At 28.1% G+C, this 17,674-nt stretch carries 12 protein-coding genes; all 12 read left to right on the top strand.

The window, feature by feature from the left end; genetic code table 11:
• The first annotated feature begins 80 nt into the window (after positions 1-80).
• The 12 genes from fabZ to BET03_RS06850 all read left to right on the top strand — a co-directional run bounded on the left by fabZ (position 81) and on the right by BET03_RS06850 (position 17,674).
• Positions 81-512, top strand: coding sequence for a 3-hydroxyacyl-ACP dehydratase FabZ (gene fabZ, locus BET03_RS06790; RefSeq protein WP_120168655.1), 432 nt, complete (start codon positions 81-83; stop codon positions 510-512).
• Positions 513-760: 248 nt separating this feature from the next.
• Positions 761-1,489: an HI0074 family nucleotidyltransferase substrate-binding subunit gene (locus tag BET03_RS06795; protein ID WP_120168657.1), complete on the top strand. Its 729-nt coding sequence runs from the start codon at positions 761-763 to the stop codon at positions 1,487-1,489.
• Positions 1,490-2,514: 1,025 nt separating this feature from the next.
• On the top strand, positions 2,515-4,641 hold the full coding sequence (locus BET03_RS06805) for an O-antigen ligase family protein (RefSeq protein WP_120168661.1): 2,127 nt from the start codon (positions 2,515-2,517) through the stop codon (positions 4,639-4,641).
• A 33-nt stretch (positions 4,642-4,674) separates the two neighbouring features.
• Positions 4,675-5,766 (top strand): mannose-1-phosphate guanylyltransferase, encoded by a 1,092-nt coding sequence (locus BET03_RS06810; RefSeq protein ID WP_207666044.1) that lies wholly within the window; start codon positions 4,675-4,677, stop codon positions 5,764-5,766.
• Between the two features lie 35 nt (positions 5,767-5,801).
• Complete coding sequence (gmd, locus tag BET03_RS06815; RefSeq protein ID WP_120168666.1) at positions 5,802-6,860, top strand: GDP-mannose 4,6-dehydratase; 1,059 nt, start codon at positions 5,802-5,804, stop codon at positions 6,858-6,860.
• Between the two features lie 16 nt (positions 6,861-6,876).
• Positions 6,877-7,818 carry a GDP-mannose 4,6-dehydratase gene (locus BET03_RS06820; protein WP_120168668.1) on the top strand — a complete coding sequence of 314 codons (942 nt, stop codon included), beginning with the start codon at positions 6,877-6,879 and terminating at the stop codon, positions 7,816-7,818.
• Between the two features lie 13 nt (positions 7,819-7,831).
• On the top strand, positions 7,832-8,608 hold the full coding sequence (locus BET03_RS06825; RefSeq protein ID WP_279230361.1) for an ABC transporter permease: 777 nt from the start codon (positions 7,832-7,834) through the stop codon (positions 8,606-8,608).
• A gap of 1 nt (position 8,609) precedes the next feature.
• Positions 8,610-9,881, top strand: a complete 1,272-nt coding sequence (locus BET03_RS06830; RefSeq protein WP_120168670.1) for an ABC transporter ATP-binding protein — start codon at positions 8,610-8,612, stop codon at positions 9,879-9,881.
• A gap of 18 nt (positions 9,882-9,899) precedes the next feature.
• Positions 9,900-11,435, top strand: a complete 1,536-nt coding sequence (locus BET03_RS06835) for a class I SAM-dependent methyltransferase (RefSeq protein ID WP_183108763.1) — start codon at positions 9,900-9,902, stop codon at positions 11,433-11,435.
• A gap of 15 nt (positions 11,436-11,450) precedes the next feature.
• A complete protein-coding gene (locus BET03_RS06840) occupies positions 11,451-12,497 on the top strand; it encodes a glycosyltransferase family 4 protein (protein WP_120168673.1) in 1,047 nt (348 codons plus the stop codon).
• 11 nt (positions 12,498-12,508) lie between these two features.
• A complete protein-coding gene (locus tag BET03_RS06845) occupies positions 12,509-13,855 on the top strand; it encodes a glycosyltransferase family 4 protein (RefSeq protein ID WP_120168674.1) in 1,347 nt (448 codons plus the stop codon).
• 924 nt (positions 13,856-14,779) lie between these two features.
• Positions 14,780-17,674 carry a hypothetical protein gene (locus tag BET03_RS06850; RefSeq protein WP_120168675.1) on the top strand — a complete coding sequence of 965 codons (2,895 nt, stop codon included), beginning with the start codon at positions 14,780-14,782 and terminating at the stop codon, positions 17,672-17,674.

Below are 17,674 nucleotides of genomic sequence, written 5' to 3' on the forward strand. Positions count from 1 at the left end.
GTAACGGACCTAAAAAGTCCGACTACATAGAATATCAATACAAAACACAAAACACGAAAAATTAAGGAGGTATAAACATAATGTTAAACAACATCGAAATCCAAAACATCATTCCACATCGCTATCCATTCCTTTTAGTAGATAAAATAGTTGAAATGGAGCCTGGTAAAAAAGCAGTAGGAATAAAAAATGTAACAATAAACGAACCATTCTTCCAAGGACACTTTCCAGGTAACCCACTAATGCCAGGAGTACTTATAGTAGAGGCTATGGCTCAGGTAGGAGCAGTAGCAGTAATGAGTCTAGAAGAAAACAAAGATAAATTAGCTGTATTTACAGGTATAGATAAGGTAAGATTTAAAAAGCAAGTAAGACCTGGGGATACGCTAAGAATGGAAGTAGAACTAGTAACTATGAGAAGAGGAATAGGAAAAGCCCAAGCAGTAGCCTATGTAGGCGATGAAGTTGCTTGTAAAGGAACATTAATGTTTGGAATAGTGGAGAATGAGTAAAAAGTTAGTAGCATGTAGTTAGTAGGAAATACAGTTGTTAGCTCTCAGTTCTTAGTTCTTAGAAAAAAAGACATTGTTAGTTGTTTTGCTAGAAGCTGAGAGCTAGGAACTAAGAGCTGCTTTTAAAATAACGGACCTCGAAGCCTTAACATCTTAGGTACAGTAACGGTCCCCATAGGTTAGACGTCCTCGGCATAGTAACGGACCACAGAACTTTACTCCTAGGCACAGTAAAGGAAGGATTAAAAATGAAAAATAGATACGGAATTTCCAAAAAAGATTTTTATAAAATAATAAACGTTTTCAAAAAATATTCAGACATAATTGAAAAGGCTATTTTATTCGGTTCAAGGGCTAGGGGGGATTATAAAGAAACATCTGACATAGATATAGCCATAAAATTTAGAAAAGATAATCATCTCATTTATGAAATTAAAGAAGATATTGAAAACAAAGATATAATATACACATTTGACATAGTAGATTATGCAAAAATACATAATGAAAAGCTAAAGAGATACATAGATAATGAAGGTAAAGTTATGTTTTTAACCAGTAAAAAGGGAGAGGTTTTAGTGAACCTAAATAAAATAAAGGACAAACTTGAAGATTTAAAAAAAGCCTTTAAAAAGTTACAAGAGGTAACAGAAAGAGACTATTTAGAAGATGATATTGTATTAGATGCTGCCATACAAAGGTTTGAATTTACATACGAATTGTCATGGAAGCTGATGAAAGCTTATCTAGAATATAATGGAAATTTGAAAGCTACTAGTCCTAGAAAAGCAATAAAAGAGGCTTTTAAAGAAGGATTAATAGAAGATGGGGAAATATGGCTAAAAATGCTTCAAGATAGAAATAAAACATCTCATACATATAACCAAGAAAGTGCTATAGAAATATTTAATAATGTTAAAAATGAATACATCCATTCCTTTGAAAAGTTTATAATAAATGTTGAGAGGGAAATGGACTAAAAGCAATTGATAATTGGCAATTGACAATGGACAATTAAATGAAACGCGAACCCGGTTCGCGTTTCAAAGACTATTTTTACTAGAAGCTGAGAGCTAGGAACTAAGAGCTGCTTTTTTAAGCCGTAGAGCACATTTCAATGTCCGATTAACATACTGTAAAGGGGACAGACCTATCGTTGAATGAAATGAAACAGGAGGCCTGTCCCCATGTTTCATGGGATTAACCCCAACCACAATCCACCAACCACCAAAAACTGTCTTTAAAGTAACGGACACCTTAGACTCTCTTCCAAGGCTAAGTAACGGACTACGTAGCCTTGACTTCTTTGGTCAAGTAACGGTCCTCATTGGCTAGACGTCTAAGGCAAAGTAACGGACATCTTGGTTTGTCTTCTTAGGCTAAAATAAAAAATTCATCTCTTCGACAAAATTCGATGGAAAGATAACCTAATATACTATATTATAAATTATGTGTTTAATCACAAAGGATATTGAGAGGAACCAAACCTCTCAATTATTTTTATGTATTATTAACTTTGTATGTTGTTGAGGGATGCCCACGTCCCTCAACTAAAGATTGTTTTTTACTAAGGGCTGAGAGCTAATGACTAATGACTGCTTTTTAGACTAATGACTATTGACGTTTTTCTAAGTAACGGACAACAAAGGCTATCACTTCTTAGGCTTAAGTAACGGACCACAGAGCTCTACTGCTTAGGTCAAGTAACGGACATCATAGGGTTTGACTTCTTAGGCTTGAGTAACGGACTACGTAGCATTGACTCCTTAGGTCTAAGTAACGGACCCCAAAGCATTACTCCCTGGGATAAAGTAACGGACATCCTAGACTGTCTTCTTAGGCCAAATAACCAACCACCAAAAACTGCTTTTACTAAGAGCTGAGAGCTAAGAACTAGGAACTGCTTTACAACCACCAAATATTACAATAAAAAATAAGAAGGATTTTCACATTACATATAGAAATAATTATATTGTTGTCGAAAAAATAGATATGAGGTGTAAAAATGATAGAGAGAATGTCTACTCAAAATAAAAGTTTAAATATAACTACTTTAATTTTAGGGTTAGTAATATTTTTCTTCCCTTTCTTTAGAGGACTATATTTTCAAAAAGAGTTTTACATAGCAAGCCTAATTATCTCAATTATTATACTAGCTACCATTATATTAAATAAAGAAAAAATAGTATTATCTACACCTATAGAATACTTTGCAATTATATTCGTTCTATTCTACCTAATCAATTTTCCATTTTCAATAAATAAAGAACTTGCTAGCTTTGAGCTAATTAAAAATTTAACATATTTGATGGTTTTTCTATTAGTAAGTACTAAAATTACTACTAAAAAAGATATAACCTATTTTAATTGGATATTAATACTAAGTGGAATAGTAGTTTCGTTAATAGGATTAGGGGCAGCCTTTGGAACCTTTTCATATAAAGGTGCCTTTGTTGATGGAATGATATGTTCTACATTCCAATACCATAATACTTTTGGAGCATACATGTTAGGAATATTATTTCTAGCTATGGGTGAAATATGTGACACCGATGATTGGAAAATTTATATACTAAATATTGCAGGATATTTACTATTTTTAGGTTTTATTCTATCATATTCTAGAGGAGCTTGGATATTACTACCTGTAGTTGGATTTGTAGCATTTATATTTCTAAAAAATGAGGGTCTTAAGAAAGTTATATTAAGCTTTATTACAATCATAGTATCCTTCGGAATAACTTTTGGTCCTATTCATCAAGGAATTAGTGGTCAAAATGCTGCCAAAGGATGGTTATGGCTATTAATAGGTTTAACTATTACCTTTGTTATTTCTTTCTTATTAGAAAAAGTTTCGAGGAAAATACCTACATTAAAGGTAAAGAGAATATACATTGCCATAGCACTTTTACTAATTGTAATTGCAGTTACATTTTTAGTAACAAGTGGAGCTTTAAATAAGTACTTACCAGACTCTATAGTACAAAGAATCCAAGGTATTAATCTTAAAACCTTTACTGTAGTAGAAAGAGGAGTATTTTACAAAGATGCAACTAAGTTAATAAAAGACCACCCAATAATAGGAACTGGTGGTGGTGGCTGGCAAACACTTTATAGTATGTATAAAACATACGACTATACTAGTACACAAGCCCACAACTATATTATGCAGACATGGATTGAAGTAGGTACATTAGGAATATTAGCCTTAATAGGTTTATATCTATCATTTATATGGATAAGTTACAAACTGCTAAGGTCAATAACAGATAATAATCTTTCAGATAAAATATTAGGGGTAATTTGTTCAATTTTAGTATTAATAGGACACAGTGTAATAGACTTTGATATGGCATTAGGTGCTTATGCTATTACTTTATGGATATTATTAGGCGTTGTAGTTGCTGTATCTAATAATTTTGTAGGATTAAAGTCAATAAAGAAGATAAAAATCCATTACATTGGACCTATAGTATTAACTGCTATAATACTAATTACATCAGGGATGTTTTCATTAGGGAGAATGTATTCACAGAAAGCCGTAGCAAGTTTTACACAAAAAGACTATATAAAAGCTGAAAAATATTTTAGTAAAGCTGCTATACTTAATCCTTTCAATCCAAATTACAAGTTTGATTTAGGTAATATTCAATATTCACTTGGTAAGAGTCAAAGATCTAAAAAGCTTATGGAAAGAGGTTTAAGAAACTTAGAAAATGGACTTAAGCTTAACAAAACAGACTTAAAAATATTAACAAATGCTGTATCACTATATCTGAATCAAGGTAACATAGAAAAAGGATTAGAGCTTTTAGAAAATCTTGAGAAATATCATCCTTTGAACGATAATACCTATCTAAATAGTATTAAGGTTTATTATAAACTCGGAGTATTCTATATGAAACAGGGTAAAGTCGATGAAGCTAAGAAGTATTTTGAAAAAGTTGTTTTAGTAGATGAAAAGGTAAAACAATTAAATGAAGAACTGAAAACTAGAAGAGAAAAATTATTTAAAGATATACATGATATTCCAAAACCATATGCTGAGAATAGATTTAGTATTACTCTAGATAAATCATCTATAAATGCAATTAATTCAGCAAAAAATATTTTAAATAAATTAAATAAGTAAAATACAGTTAAATAATATAAATCTACGAAAGGAATGATTAAGCTCATGATATCAGCAGTTATAATGGCAGGGGGAAAAGGAGAAAGATTTTGGCCAAAAAGTAGAAAAAAACAACCTAAACAGTTACTAAAATTAACTAATGATGATAAGACAATGATTCAACTAACAGTAGATAGGATAGAAAAATTAGTAGATAGTAACAATATTTTTATTGCAACAGTAGAAGATTATGCACATCCTATAAATTCTCAATTACCTCAGGTACCAAAACAAAATATACTTGTAGAACCTATGGGAAAAAATACAGCAGCCTGCATAGGACTAGCTGCTGTTCATATAGCAAAGAAAGATCCTGACGCAGTAATGCTTGTATTACCTTCAGACCATTTAATTAAGAATAATGAAAAATTTATCGATGTTTTAAAGACTGCTAAAGAAGTAGCAGAACAAGGGGAAAACTTAGTAACTATTGGTATTAGACCTCAATATCCAGAGACTGGATATGGATATATTAATTTTGAAGAAAAAATAGATAGTATAAACGGAAATGATGTACTTAAAGTTAATAGATTTGTAGAAAAACCTGATAAAGAGACTGCTAAAAAGTATTTAGAATCAGGAAAATATTTATGGAATAGTGGTATGTTTGCATGGAAAGTATCTACTATTCTTAAGTGCATGGAAATGTATATGCCTGAATTATATAAAGGCTTAATGAAGATAAAGGAAGCAATAGGAACAGATAAAGAGGAAGAAGTACTTTGTAGTGAATATTCAAAATTTGAAAGTATATCAATAGATTACGGTATAATGGAAAAAGCAGAATCAATATTTGTAATCCCAGGAGATTTTGGTTGGGATGATGTAGGAAGCTGGACTTCATTAGAGAGAATTAATAATCCAGATAAAGAAGGAAATGTTGTAAAGGGAGACAATGTAATAACTCTTGACACTAAAAAGTGTATTATAGAGGGTTCTAACAAGCTTATTGCTACTATTGGTGTGGAAGATTTAGTTATAGTAGATACCGATGATGCAACACTAATATGTTCTAAGGAAAAAAGCCAGCAGGTAAAAAATTTACTAAAGAAAATAAAGATAATGAAAAAAGAAAATTATTTGTAGAAATAAATAGGGTTAAGAATGAAAGGAGAATAAGAATGAAAAGAGCTCTGATAACTGGTGTTAATGGCCAAGATGGTTCATATTTAGCAGAACTTTTATTAGAAAAAGGATATAAAGTGTATGGATTAATGAGAAGAAAGAGTAAAGTTGACTATGGAAATGTAGAACATTTAAAAAATGAAATAGAGTTTATATATGGAGATATGACAGACCCAATTTCTTTAATAAATGCTATGAGGGTATCTCAAGCCGATGAAGTATATAATTTGGCTGCTCAATCCTTCGTTGGAACTTCATGGGAACAACCAATAGCAACAGCACAAATTGATGCCCTTGGAGTAACAAATATATTAGAAGCAATAAGAACAGTTAAACCTAAAGCTAAGTTTTATCAAGCTTCTACAAGTGAAATGTTTGGCCTTGTACAAGAAATACCACAAAAAGAAACTACTCCTTTTTATCCAAGAAGTCCTTATGGTGTAGCTAAATTATATGGACACTGGATAACTAAAAACTATAGAGAAAGTTATAATATGTTTGCATGTTCAGGTATATTATTTAATCACGAGTCAGAAAGAAGAGGTAAGGAATTTGTTACAAGAAAAATAACAGATGCGGTTGCTAGAATAAAATTAGGTGTACAAGATAGATTAGAATTAGGCAACATGGAAGCTAAAAGAGACTGGGGACATGCAGAAGATTATGTTAAGGCAATGTGGTTAATGTTACAACAGGATAATCCAGATGACTATGTTGTAGCTTCTGGAGAAACACACAAGGTAAGAGAGTTTGTAGAGCTAGCATTTAAACATGTAGGAATTGAAATAGAATGGATAGGTGAAGGTGTAGATGAAAAAGGAATAGATAAGAAAACAGGAAAAGTAGTAGTTTCAGTAAATCCAAAATTCTTTAGGCCAGCAGAAGTAGATATATTACTAGGCGACCCATCCAAGGCAAAAGAGAAATTAGGTTGGAAAAGAGAAATATCTTTTGAAGAACTAGTAAAAAGGATGGTAGAAGCTGATTTAAGAAGAGTTAAAGAGGAAGTAAACTTTAATGAATATATGAAAGAAACAGCTTCAACTATTGAATAAAATGGAGTGGTAAATTGTGAAAGCTTTAATTACAGGCATAAACGGGTTTGTAGGGGGATACTTATCTGAGTATCTCCTTACTTGCAATATGCAAGTGTTTGGAACATATTTAAACAAAATAGATAAGAATATACTTGGGAAAAACATAAAAACTTTTAAACTAGATATAACAGATAAAAAAGAAACATTAGAGGTTTTGAAAAAAGTTAGACCAGATTATATATTTCATCTAGCTGCACAAAGTTCAGCGGCAATTTCATGGAAAAAGCCACAATTAACAATGGATGTTAATATAAATGGAACGATAAATCTTCTAGAGAATATAAAAGAACTAAATTTAGATTCGAGAATTTTATTAATAGGGTCTAGTGAAGAGTATGGTTTTGTAAAATCTGAAGATATACCTATAAATGAAGATCAGGAATTAAAACCTGGCAACCCATATGCTGTTAGTAAAATTTCGCAAACTATGATGGGACAAGTCTATTCTAGAGCATATGATATGGATATTGTTATTGTTCGTGCATTTAATCATATAGGACCAAAACAAAGTCCAGTATTTGTAGCATCTGATTTTGCTAAAAGAATAGCAGAAATAGAAAAGGGAAAATTTAAACCTGTTTTATTAGTTGGTAATTTAGAAGCTGAAAGAGATTTTACAGATGTAAGAGATATAGTAAAAGCCTATTATCTTCTTGCTTTAAAAGGGCAAAAGGGAGAAATATATAATGTAGGGTCAGGTAAGAGTTATAAGATACAATATATATTAGATACTCTATTATCACTTTCTAATGTGGATATTAAAATAGAGAAAGATCCTAATAGAATGAGACCTTCTGATGTTCCAATAGTTCAATGTGATAATACAAAAATAACAAGACTAACAGGCTGGGAGCCAGAATATTCAATAGAAGAAACTTTAAAGGACGTATTACAATATTGGAGGCAAACTGTATAGAAGAGGGATGTAAATGATAGAAAATATTAAAGAAATATATAGATACAGAGAAATGCTAAAAAACTTAGTTAAAAAAGATCTAAGAACCAGATATAAAGGTTCATTTTTAGGGTTTTTATGGACTTTTGTAAACCCACTACTTCAACTTATAGTTTACACAATAATTTTTTCAACAGTTATGAGAATTAATATAGACAAATTTTATATGTTTTTGTTTGTAGGGCTTCTTCCTTGGATATTTTTTTCAACATCAGTGCAAGTAAGTGCAGGTACCATAATAGCAAATAAGGATTTAGTCAAAAAAATATATTTTCCAAGGGAGATATTACCTTTATCAGTAGTTACATCAGGTCTTGTAAACCTACTATTTGGTTTTATCATTATTTTCATTAGTCTTATAATTTCAAAAATAGGCATAACTGTTTCTTTAGTATACTTACCAATAGTTATTATTGTAGAGTATATTATAACACTAGCATTTTCATTTTTAGTTTCAGCTTTAAATGTTTATTTTAGGGACTTAGAACATATATTAGGCATAGTTATGATGGCATGGTTCTACTTTACTCCAATTATATTCCCAATTAGAATGATTCCAAAGGAATATTTAAAATATTTTTTTCTGAACCCTATGACACCAATTATTGTATCCTATAAGGATATATTATATTATGGTAGATCACCTGATTTTTTAATGTTAGGAATAAGTATGCTAATAGGATTATTAATAATTATATTTAGCTATAATGTTTTTAAAATACTGCAGAAAAATTTTGCGGAGGAAATATAGTATGGACGTAATAAAGGTTAAAGATGTATGGAAAAAATATAAAATTTATCATGATAAAGGAAGCACTTTAAAAGAGAGAATATTATTTAAAAATAGAAATCGATATGAAGAAAGATGGGCTTTAAAAGGTATTGATTTAGATATAAAAAAAGGTGAAACAGTAGGTTTAATAGGAGAAAATGGTTCAGGGAAAAGTACTTTACTAAAATTATTAACTAAAATAATATACCCTAATAAAGGTGAAATAGAAATAAAGGGAAAAGTATCAAGTCTTCTTGAATTAGGTGCAGGTTTTCATCCAGATATGACAGGAAGAGAAAATATCTACATGAATGCTTCTATTTTTGGTTTAACTAAAGAAGAAATCGATAAAAAATTAGATGATATAATATCTTTTTCAGGACTGGAGGATTTTATAGATAATCCTGTAAGAACATATTCTTCAGGTATGTATATGAGATTAGCCTTTTCAGTGGCAATAAATGTTGATGCTGATATATTATTGATAGATGAAGTTTTAGCTGTAGGAGATACTTCTTTCCAAAAAAAATGTATTGAAAAAATGGTAGAGCTTAAGAATAAAGGAGTAACTATAGTATTTGTATCTCATGACAACAATATGGTTAAAAGATTATGTGATAAAGCTATTTGGTTAAAAAACGGGAATATAGCTAGCCAAGGTATTGTAAAAGATGTTATTAATAATTATCTAGATCATTTAAACACTAAAAGTAATATAAAATGTACTGAAGATAGTAAAAATGAAATAAATTCTACTAATAACCAGGTTATTAGTGAACGAGAAGTAAGCATTGAAAAAGAAGAAGTTAAAGATATAAAACCTGCTAATAAAAATAAGAGATGGGGCAATAAATATGTAGAGATATTGCAAGTAGACATGTTTGATAAAGACAATAAATCTAAGCATATTTTTATTAGTGGGGAGACCGTAAGAATTTCGATAAAATACAAAGTAAATAAAAAAGTGGATGATGTAGTATTTGGTATAGGTATATTTAGGGATGATGAAGTATGTTGTTATGGAACCAATACGTTTATTGACAATTATAAAATAGACAAATTAACTGGTAGAATAGACGTAGAAATAGATAATCTTAATTTAATTACCGGTAAATACTACTTAGACGTAGCAGTTCATGATAAATTTGGTCTTCCTTATGACTATATAAAAAAAATATTATCGTTTAATGTTGAAACTAGAACTGAAGAGATTGGCGTTGTAAGGTTAGCACATAAATGGCATATACTTTAATTTAAGGGGATGAGTTTTATGGACACAAACAAAGATAAAATATCTAAAATAACCAACTATATCAAAGAAAGAATTTTATATAATAAAACTAAAAAAGAACAAAGTTATCAGGGTTTTAACCAATCAAGTGCGAATAATTCTTTAAATAAAGAATGGAATTTTAATATTAGTGAACTAGAGAAAAATGTCCAAGATAATAATGGAAATTGGAATATAGAAACTCCACAAAGAATAACTTCTCATAGAAAAATTGTAGGTAGATTTATTGTTTGGGGCAAAAAAATATTTAGAAAGTTTCTATCGTGGTATGTAGATCCAGTAGTTGAACAACAAAGATATTTTAATGCTTCTTCTACCAGAAGTATAAATGAATTATATAAATTTATATTAGATATTATGCCTATCATAAAAAATATGCAAGAAAAAATTAACAATACACAAGATACTATTTTTAATCTTAATAAAAAACTAGATGATTTAATTTCATTAGAAAAAAAGAAAGAAGAATTGTTTGAATCTAAAATTAATAACTTAGAAAAATATATACTTGATATAGAAAAAGACCTTAGAGATACTATGGGTAAAGTGAATGATAGAATAAGCAAATACAAATATCATTTTGATTTGGCAATTAATGATATAAGGGAAGAAGTAAATTATAGTAAGAAGTTAGATGAATATAAGGAAGAAATTAATTCTCTTCTTTTAGAAGTAAACCAAAATGGGAAATTGAGTGATGAGTTGAAAATGAAAATAAATGAAATAGACAACAAAATTAGCATAATAGAACAAATTGTATATTTCAATAAATTGCTAATGATGAATTTACTACAAAACGAAACATGTAAAAAAAAAGAAAAGCAAGATGAGAAAAATAGTTTGTTCAATTATTTAGATTTTGAGAATACATTTAGAGGTTCTGAGGAGCTTATAAAAGAAAGATTTGAATTTTATTTAAAGTATTTTAAAGACAAAAAAAATGTTTTAGATATTGGTTGTGGTAGAGGAGAAATGCTTGAACTTTTAAAGGAAAACGACATAAATGCATTAGGTATAGATATTAATGAAGATATGGTAAGTTATTGTAGAAGTAAAGGATTAAAAGTAGAAAAAGCTGATGCAATTGAATATTTAAGAGAAATCGAAGATAATAGCTTAGATGGTATATTTATTGGACAAGTCGTTGAGCATTTAGATTTTAATTATTTATTACAATTATTGAAATTAACTTATCAAAAACTATCAAAAGAAGGGATATTGATAATTGAGGCTCCAAACCCTATGTGCCTTTATATATATTCATTTGGGTTTTATATTGATCCTACACATATAAAGCCAGTACATCCATATACTGTTAAATATATTTTAGACAAGGTAAATTTCAGAGATATTGAAATAAAGCTTCTTTCGCCTGTTCCAGAAAATACAAAACTATCTTTAATTAATATAGAGAATATTAACGATAAATATATAGCTTTAATAAATGAGAATTTTAAAAAGATAAATGATATTTTATTTAGTTATCAAGATTATGCAATTATAGCAAGGAAATAGGATGGTGACGAAAATATGACAGTAAAAAAAATAGCTATTTGTGCTGCACAAATACCTTTTAATTATGGTGGTGCAGAAATATTAGTTGAGGAATTAAATAAGCAATTAAGATTAAGAGGTTTCGAATCAGAAATTATTAATATACCATTTAAATGGTATCCTAAGCAACAGTTGGTAAATAATGCACTAGTGTGGAGAATGATTGATTTAACTGAAAGCAACGGGGAAAAAATAGATAGAGTAATATGTACTAAATACCCAACATATGCTGTAAAACATCCTAATAAAATTGTATGGTTATTTCATCAACATAGACCTATTTATGATTTGTTTGGAACAAAGTATTCTGATTTTAGAGATACTGCAGAAGATTTTGCGTATACTCAACAAATAAAAAATATAGATAACAATACATTAATAGAAGCTAAAAAAATATTTACTATTTCACAAAATGTGACTAATAGACTGAAAAAATTTAATAATATTAATAGTGAAGTTTTATATCCGCCTACTAAATATGAAGGTAAATACTATAATGAAAATTATGGAGAATACATATTTGTTGCTGGAAGGTTAGATCCTTTAAAAAGATTAGATTTAATGATACAAGCTATGAAATATGTTAAATCGGATGCTAAGTTTATAATTGCTGGAAAAGGTAAATACGAAACACAGCTGAGGGAATTAGTAAATAAATTTAAAGTGCAAAATAAGGTAATCTTTAAAGGATTTGTTTCTGATGAAGAATTATTGAAACTTTATGCTAATTGCTTTGCAGTTTATTTTGCACCCAAAGACGAAGATTATGGTTTTATAACAATTGAAGCATTTAAAAGTAAGAAGCCTGTAATTACGACAAACGATTCAGGAGGAGTTTTAGAATTTGTTGAAAATGAAAAAAATGGTTTCATAGTAAATAATAATCCAAGGGAAATTGCTAGAAGAGTAGATTATTTATATGATAACAGAGATATATGTAAGAAATTTGGACAAAAAGGTTATGAAAAAGTAAAAGAAATACTTTGGGATAAAACGATAGAAAAATTAACTAAAGAGTATTAGGAGGCTTAACTATGAAAGTAGCTTATTTTAGTCCTCTATCTCCCAAGAAAACTGGGATATCTGATTATAGTGAGGAACTTTTACCTTATTTATCAAGGCATATGAAACTAGATTTATATGTAGATAATTTTAAACCAAGTAATAAAGATATTATTGAGAATTTTAGAATATATACTATTGATGACTTTCATAAGAACAATAAATACAAAGAATATGATCATATAATATATCATATAGGCAACAATGCACAGTATCATGAACAAATATATAAAACTGCTTTAAAATATCCTGGAATTATTGTAATACATGATTATGCTATACATCATTTAATAGCTCAACTTACTGTAGGAAAGAAAAAATATCAAGAGTATGTTGAAGAAATGAAATATAACTATGGAAAAGAAGGAGAAAAGTTTGCAAGAGAATCTTTAGAAGGAAAAAGAAGAGTAATGTGGGAAACAGGTAATACTTTAAATTATCCTGCAAATAAGAGACTTCTAGACACTTCAAAAGCTGCTATTGTACATTCTAAATATATAAAGAAGTTAGTTAGAAAAACTAGAAATAATATACCGGTAAAATATGTACCGTTGCCTACCCCTGATATAAAGTTAGTTACTGAAGAAGAAAAAAACATTTTGAGAAATAAATATAACATTCCTAAAGATAAACTAGTAATTGCATCTTTTGGATTTATATCAAGAGCTAAAAGAATAGATAAAGTTATAGCAGCTTTAAAGGAAATAAAGAAAGATTTTAATAATTTTATATATATTCTAGTAGGGGAAGAAGAAAAAGGCGTATATGAAATGTCCAAGTATTCAAGAGAGATTGGAATGAGCGATTATGTGAAATGTACGGGTTTTGTAACGTTAGATGAATTTAAAGAATATATAAAATTGTCAGATATCTGTATTAATTTAAGATATCCAACTCAAGGAGAAACATCCGCTAGTCTTGTTAGGATATTTGGGATGGGCAAACCGGTAATTGTTACAGATATAGGAACTTTCTCGGAATATCCTGATGAATTTGCATTAAAAGTAAGTTACGGTGAAAAAGAGGAAGAAGATATATATAATACATTAAAATATCTAATTAATAATAAGTATCAGTTGAAGGAAATAGGGAAAAAGGCTTATGAATATGCAAAGAAAAATCATACTACTGAACATGCAGCCAGCAAATATTACGAATTACTAAGAGATATAGACTTAGGCAGAGTATATAAAGGTGATGTGGATGCTTATATAAAATTATATAATGAAATAGGAGACAAGCTGTATGAAATAGGAATTAGTGAGGAAAGAGAAAAAACATTAATCAATATTGCTAAAATAGTTAATGAATCAATATAAATTAATCAAAACTTTAGTTGATAAAATAAAATGTACTTTATTATAACAACTTGTGTTAATTTGATTTTAACTTTTATTTAATGTTATATTCTTCAATATATTTAAATATTTAACTAATTTCAAGCGAATTTTAAGTATTGCCATATTCTAATAAAACTTATATATAAACCAAAGGTATATCAAAAAGGGTATTAAAATTAATAGTTGACTTCTATCTAACTAAAGTAATCTTACAGATATAATTTAAGCATGTGAGTATATTCAAAAGATAAATCGATGAATAAAGATGATTTATCTTACTTTAGAGGGAAATATGCTTTGTAAAGAAAGTGATTATTATGAACTAATAGAAATAATAGGAATTAATTTATATATTTGTAATGCTTTGAACAAGTTTACATAAAAGTATAACACATATAATGAATTTGAGTACATGATGATAAAAAAAAAAATGATCAATAAGACTATAGATAAATTATTTAGGCATTTTCTTAAATATAAAAGGAGAAATTGATTCCAAAAACAAATCAGTTTTAAGATACTGAAACATTTAAATATAATTTCTTTAAGTTTCATTACAATGGAAGTATAGTAGAGTTAAAATTATAAGTTTAATAGTTTTATCATTATAATATAAAAGTCTATCAATATCTATATCAAAAAGCTTATTTTCAGAACTTCCATTGTAGTAAATAGAAAATCTAATGTTTAGAAGGTTATTATTTTAGAATATATTTAGGTTAATATTATGTAAGTTATAATAAATTCAAGTATGATTAAAATTAATTTCAAGCAAAAGTTGTTTGAGAAAAAATAAGTAAAATAGCATTAAATATATTGACGAGAATTACAAATAGAAAGCTATGGAAAAAATCTGCGTTATTTTAAAGAAATATAATTACTCAATTTGAGGTGGAAGATACTATGCTATTAATTTTTATAATTAATATAGTTTTAAGTATACTTATTGTTACCTTATATTTTAATAAATTTGATATTATAAAGACAGTTGTTTTTGCATTAAGTTTATTTTTTTCAAAATTTGTTGTAGTAAGTGGATTTTATTTTTGGTTAGATTCTTTTAACCACTTAAGTGTCTTAATTATGACTATTATTATTCAAATTGTTATTCTTACTTTTTTATATTTTAAAGATTATAAACCTTCAATTTCATTTGATATAAGGAATAGTATAATACCTTTGATTATTGTTTTACTTATTCTACCTATTACAATAGATAAATTTGAATTTTTTGGTATGGGGCAAGACCAAGGAGTGTACCAAACAAAAGCCATCGACCTAATGTACGAGAAAACTAAAAACCAGCAGGATCTAATTGAAAGGAAGTATTTGGAGGAAGAAGATTTTACAAAATTTATACATATAATAGAAAAAGAATTACTAGGATTTTATAGATATGATCATAGGAAACCTACTCTAGAAAAATCAGATAGAATTAGTCCAGTATCTGGAATATATCATGGTATACCTACCTTTCCTGCGTTATTATCTTTATGGGGCATATTATTTGGAATAAATAATATGATAGATATTCAGACCATCTTTTTTATATGCTCAATTTTTACTATTTATTATATAATGGAAAATTTATATATAGGTTATAAAGGGAAAGTACTTGGAACTCTTGCTTTTGCAATATCACCTATAGCTTTATGGGTATCGAAATCATCCTTAACAGAAATGTTTTTATGTTTGATAGTTGTAAATTATATATACTTTTTATCTTCAAATAATGAAAATGAAAAGTGGATATCTTCATTAGCAATAGCTACTTTTTCTTTTTTCCATGTATCAATATATACACTTATGCCAATTTTTATATTAGTATATGCTGCATTAGTCGTTTTGACAAGTAAAAGAAAATATTTAATAGCATCAATAATATCAATAATTTCTTTCATTGTTGGATTTACAATGATGGCACATGTTAGCCCAACATATATGTTTAATAACTATCATAGATTTCCAATAGATAAAATTGTTTCTGAAGAATTTTCTTTGGAGTTTGCATATATTATTTCATTTATTTCTATTATAGGTATGTACATAATTTATAAATCCAAAAAGACAATCTCACTAAGTAAATTAAAAGAATCAAAGTTATTTATAAATATATTAAGAATAATAGTTGTAGGATCCCTTATATTAATAACTATTCATGGATTTAAAATAGGATTTGGATATTTAGAGCCTTCAAGGATAAGTACACAAGGCTATTATTATGGAAGTGGTTTATTTGCCTTTAATCAATTAACGCTAAGCGCCTATTTATATGGTACAGGTATAATACTAATACCTATTGTTATCATTGGTCTTTTGATTAAAACAAAAAGATTTTTAGATGGAAAAAATATATTTATTATATTATTATTATTTTTATACTGTATATTATTCTATTCCTCAATCTTAAGAAAAGAAATACCTCACTACTATTATTATTCTAGATATTTAGTGCCATTTATTCCTTTAATAACAATTAGTGTTGCAAAACTTGTTGATAATCTTTCAAGATATATAATATGTGCTATATGTATAATAATTATATGTATTAATTTACCTTTCAATTATGTTCTTTTTAAAGAATTGGATGATACACGATTAGAGTGGGAAGTTCTTACTAGGATAAGTAAAAATATAAATGATGATACGGTAGTTTTAATGGATGTTGACTTGATACCAAAAATGTATCTTCCAATAAAAGCAATGAATAATATACTAGTATTTCCACGAAGTGATAGTTTAGAAAATGATTTAAATAAATTATCAAGGTTTAATAAAGAAGTTGTAATCATTACTAATGATATGTTTGTTCCTAATGAAAACAATTTAAAGATAGTAAATAGATTGGATAATACTATGAGTCAAGACCTTATTCATAAACATCCAACTATTATACCGTTTCCGACTTATATGACAAAATCTAAAGAAGTAATAACAGTTTATAAAGTAAATAAAGAGTTATATGAATACGATTTTAATAATAAAGATACTTTTAAATTTACTGGTTTTTATAGTCTGGAAAATTATTTTAGGTGGACTAAAGAGGGAAAATCTTATATTGAGTTATTTTTAAAACCCGATAACTATATTTTCAAAATACATCAAGGACCAGGAATTCCTTTTAGTAAACTTGAAAAGGAATCATTAAGCTTAAAATTATACATTAATGACATATTATGTGATGAAGTAGTAGTTGACAAAGAAAGCAATGGAAAAGTTTTAGAACTATATGTACCAAAATCAGCAGTACGAAAAGGAAGGAATATAATGTATTTAGAAAGTGAAACTTGGAGTCCATCAAATTATGGATCAGCGGATGCAAGGGAACTAGGTATATCTATTGATAAAATTTTAATAAAACCACTTGCAAGTAAACTTGAATATGATTTTGGTTCAGGTGAGGAAGACTTTGTTTTTAGTGGTTTTTCTGTACCTGAGAAAAGTTTTAGATGGACCTCTGGTCAAAAATCTAATCTTTTAGTTCGTCTTGAACCTAATAGAAATTATATACTTAATATTCAGTTAGGACCTGGTATTCCACTGAAAAAGTTAAACAAAAAATCTATATCTGGTTCTGTTCAGATCAATGGTCATGACAAAATGTATTTTACAATAAACGTAGGTTCTAAAAAGGAGAAATTAAGTTTTCAAGTTCCGAAGGAATGGCTTTCTGATAATTGGTATAATAATATTTTAATAGAAGTAGAGAATTGGAGTCCATCACAATATGGCTCAGGAGATACAAGGCAATTAGGTATAGCAGTAGATAAAATAGTTTTTGAATCAATTAATAAATAA

Origin of the sequence: Thermohalobacter berrensis, from assembly GCF_003609645.1 — a bacterium.
Taxonomy (GTDB): Bacteria; Bacillota; Clostridia; order Tissierellales; family Thermohalobacteraceae; genus Thermohalobacter; species Thermohalobacter berrensis.

Bases quoted from the DNA above. Each gene is read 5' to 3' on its own strand.
- gmd (WP_120168666.1), top strand. From the start codon at position 5,802: ATGAAAAGAGCTCTGATAACTGGTGTTAATGGCCAAGATGGTTCATAT.
- BET03_RS06805 (WP_120168661.1), top strand. From the start codon at position 2,515: ATGATAGAGAGAATGTCTACTCAAAATAAAAGTTTAAATATAACTACT.
- BET03_RS06810 (WP_207666044.1), top strand. From the start codon at position 4,675: ATGATTAAGCTCATGATATCAGCAGTTATAATGGCAGGGGGAAAAGGA.
- fabZ (WP_120168655.1), top strand. From the start codon at position 81: ATGTTAAACAACATCGAAATCCAAAACATCATTCCACATCGCTATCCA.
- BET03_RS06840 (WP_120168673.1), top strand. From the start codon at position 11,451: ATGACAGTAAAAAAAATAGCTATTTGTGCTGCACAAATACCTTTTAAT.
- BET03_RS06845 (WP_120168674.1), top strand. From the start codon at position 12,509: ATGAAAGTAGCTTATTTTAGTCCTCTATCTCCCAAGAAAACTGGGATA.
- BET03_RS06835 (WP_183108763.1), top strand. From the start codon at position 9,900: ATGGACACAAACAAAGATAAAATATCTAAAATAACCAACTATATCAAA.
- BET03_RS06825 (WP_279230361.1), top strand. From the start codon at position 7,832: ATGATAGAAAATATTAAAGAAATATATAGATACAGAGAAATGCTAAAA.
- BET03_RS06795 (WP_120168657.1), top strand. From the start codon at position 761: ATGAAAAATAGATACGGAATTTCCAAAAAAGATTTTTATAAAATAATA.
- BET03_RS06850 (WP_120168675.1), top strand. From the start codon at position 14,780: ATGCTATTAATTTTTATAATTAATATAGTTTTAAGTATACTTATTGTT.
- BET03_RS06830 (WP_120168670.1), top strand. From the start codon at position 8,610: ATGGACGTAATAAAGGTTAAAGATGTATGGAAAAAATATAAAATTTAT.